General features: G+C 42.4%; 4 protein-coding genes. 1 reads left to right on the top strand and 3 read right to left on the bottom strand.

Annotated elements, in window-relative coordinates:
* Positions 1-297 precede the first annotated feature (297 nt).
* Entirely contained in the window at positions 298-666 is a 369-nt protein-coding gene (locus tag HZA08_10485) for an SEC-C domain-containing protein (GenBank protein MBI5193851.1), read from the top strand.
* A gap of 41 nt (positions 667-707) precedes the next feature.
* Here HZA08_10485 and HZA08_10480 read toward each other — a convergent pair whose 3' ends face one another.
* From HZA08_10480 to HZA08_10470, 3 genes are all read right to left on the bottom strand, one after another.
* Positions 708-902 (bottom strand): YwbE family protein, encoded by a 195-nt coding sequence (locus HZA08_10480; GenBank protein MBI5193850.1) that lies wholly within the window; start codon positions 900-902, stop codon positions 708-710.
* A gap of 100 nt (positions 903-1,002) precedes the next feature.
* Positions 1,003-1,374, bottom strand: a complete 372-nt coding sequence (locus tag HZA08_10475) for a cupredoxin domain-containing protein (GenBank protein MBI5193849.1) — start codon at positions 1,372-1,374, stop codon at positions 1,003-1,005.
* A 207-nt stretch (positions 1,375-1,581) separates the two neighbouring features.
* Positions 1,582-2,646, bottom strand: coding sequence for an alkene reductase (locus HZA08_10470; GenBank protein MBI5193848.1), 1,065 nt, complete (start codon positions 2,644-2,646; stop codon positions 1,582-1,584).
* Positions 2,647-2,983: the final 337 nt, after the last annotated feature.

Genomic DNA, 2,983 nt, shown 5'->3' with positions numbered 1-2,983 from the left:
GGGAAATGCTGTGACCCATGGTGGGTAATAATCACCTACTCTATAAAAAAGTAAAGCGGCCAGTTCCGTCCTCAGGAACTTAAGTCAGAAGTAGTCAACAGCCTCACCGAGAGGGCCGGGAGGATAACGGAAAAGTATGTAACCACTGAGGAGACTCCCCGTCCACTCTTCACCACACCTGAGAGATATAACCTCGCTGTTCAGGATATAAAGGTAGCGAACAAGACTATTTTAATCAATCTAAGGGCTATGTTTGCATTCAGATGCATCTTCTTATCTTCTGAAGATAAAAAATGCATGATACATCCGGCGACGACAGGCGGGACTGAAATAAGACCGGAGCACTGCGGCTACATGGGGTCTCCTGACGCAAAACCAAATGAAAAGGGATACTGCCGGATAATACACGCCTCAGCAACATCTACTGACGACTCCGCTGCAGTTGACAAGGCCATTGAGACAGAATTAATGGCAAGTGAAAAACATTACAGAGAAAGCTATGATAAACCGGAAGATGCGGCAGATGGCGTAGTAGAGCTTGTCAGGCTATACTGCCTGAATTATGCACCTCATATATTACCGCCGGCAGCAACCAAAACACCTGGACGCAATGAGGTATGTCATTGCGGAAGCGGAAAGAAGTACAAGAAATGTCACGGGATGTAATCACATATCAAACTGCGCTTAAGGTGGAAATATAAACCGGCTTACGAGAGGATCTCTTTCACCCGTCCAACAATGCCGCTTTCAAGACGCACCTTGATCCCGTGTGGATGGGTGGGCGACTTTGTCAGAATATCCTTAACGACACCCTCCGTCAGCCTTCCCGTACGCTGGTCATCTTTTGTTACCACCCGCACAAGCAGGCCCGTTTTTATGTCCGCCCTATTTATCCCCTGCACTTGTTAGGCAGCCACCTTTCATGACCTTAATGGTTAGTGCGAATTACTCGGCCCGCGTATACGTCAAAGGGAAAAACCTGTGATATAACGGCTGCTGGAGCTACTCCTCAACAGTTATCTTCCCCCACATCTTATCATGTATACCACAATGATAAAAGAAAGTGCCCACATCCGTGAAGGTCTTTTCGTAGACCTCTCCCTTCTCCATTGTCTTAAACAGCAGAAGGTCGGACTGTCGGGTCAGGGTCTCGAGCTGCTCGGATGATTTAGAGGCTGTCAGAAAATGTTGCTCCTCAGCCTTATTGTTCCAGCGGATGCTGTCTCCCTTTTTGATAGTCACCTCCTGTGGGGAAAACGCCAGAGTCCCCTTCTCGATGATTACCGTCACACGTTCCTCTCCAAAACTGGCAGCCTCCATCATGAATATGGCTCCCAGCATTGCAATCCAGATAAGCGTCTGTTGTCTTTTCATAATATTTGCCTCCCTTTGAGGATGATAAGTATTAGTGTTTTAAAGCTCTAAAAAGGCTAACACAAAAATACGGGAAATTGCAAATATTATTGCAAATAGAAAGGTACTGAAAGAGGTATTTGAGATAAGAACCCAGTCCATCCTCGCAGGGTGGTTTTTGTTATTGCTATTGTATGTGGCAGAGTTTTTCTTATGGACGCATACCCTTTAAGGATAATCAATATAACCTTTTTCGCCAGGAGTATAGAAGGTATCATAATCAGGTTTATTTAAAGGCAGATCATTTTTCATTTTATTTACGAGGTCCGGGTTAGATAGAAATGCCCTGCCAAATGCTACCAAATCAGCTTTTTCCTCTTCTAATATTTTCTCTGCTTTTTCTTTATCCAATCCTCCACTGGCAATAATGGTACCACCAAAAGCCTTACGGATTTTTGATATTACAGATTCAGGAACTTCCGGCGCTCCCATAGAAGAATGATTAACAATATGTATATAAGCTAATTTTATTTTCCCCAGGCAGTCTGCCAGATATTCATAGGTCTGTTCGATATCATCAAAAATAATCATATCATTGAACACACCATAGGGAGAAAGTCGAATACCAGTTTTTTCTGAGCTAACAGCGTCTGCCACTTTTTGAGCCACTTCGATTGCGAATCTGCAGCGGTTTTGAATTGAATTTCCATAGCCATCATTTCGATGATTTGATGCAGGGTTGATAAACTGATCAATCAGATATCCATTGGCACCATGAACTTCTACCCCATCAAAACCTGCTTCAATGGCATTCCTGGCTGCCTGTACAAATTCATTTTGAGCTTTTTCAATATCTTGTAAAGTCATTTCCAGTGGAACTGGGTATGGTTGTAATCCTTTAGTATCGGTATACATTTCACCACTCATTGCAATAGCTGATGGGGCAATAATTTTTGTGCCTGGCTTCATGTTCTCCGGGTGGGATACACGACCTGTATGCATCAACTGTAAGAATATTTTCCCCTCTTTACTGTGAACAGCATCTGTGATTTTTTCCCATCCCCGTATTTGGTTATCGTTATAAATACCAGGTATACGGGGATAACCCACGCCATTAGCTGATGGTGCTGTCCCTTCTGTAATTATTAGTCCTGCCCCGGCTCTCTGTTTATAGTATTTCACCATAATATCATTAGGGATATTGTCAATTGCTCTTGAGCGTGTCATGGGAGCCATCACAATTCTGTTTTTTAATTCAATCTTCCCTAAATTATACTTGCTAAATATTTTCATAAGGTCTCCTCCTGATATTAATATTTTTTCAATAATTTGGTCAGGGAATTTGCTCATAGATCCTTATTTCTTGACTCACCATTCAGGATTCCAAACAACTTCCCACAAATGATCATCAGGATCTTGAAAATAGCCCGCGTAGCCTCCCAAAAACGTATTTTCAGCATCCTTGATTATCTTTGCGAATGTACCCGGTGTTGATATTGTCGAACAATCGGATTCCGCTGTCAAGCAGGATGGGCACGAGTGAATAATATCATCAAAAAGTCTGGAAAGTGACAAACAAATTAACAATTACTTTTATTGCATTACTGATTGAAATATAAGGATATTATCT

It is taken from the genome of Nitrospirota bacterium, from assembly GCA_016212215.1.
Lineage (GTDB): Bacteria > Nitrospirota > 9FT-COMBO-42-15 > HDB-SIOI813 > HDB-SIOI813 > JACRGV01.
Note: the sequence above shows the minus strand (reverse complement) of the source record. Positions and strands in the feature narration are given on the sequence as shown.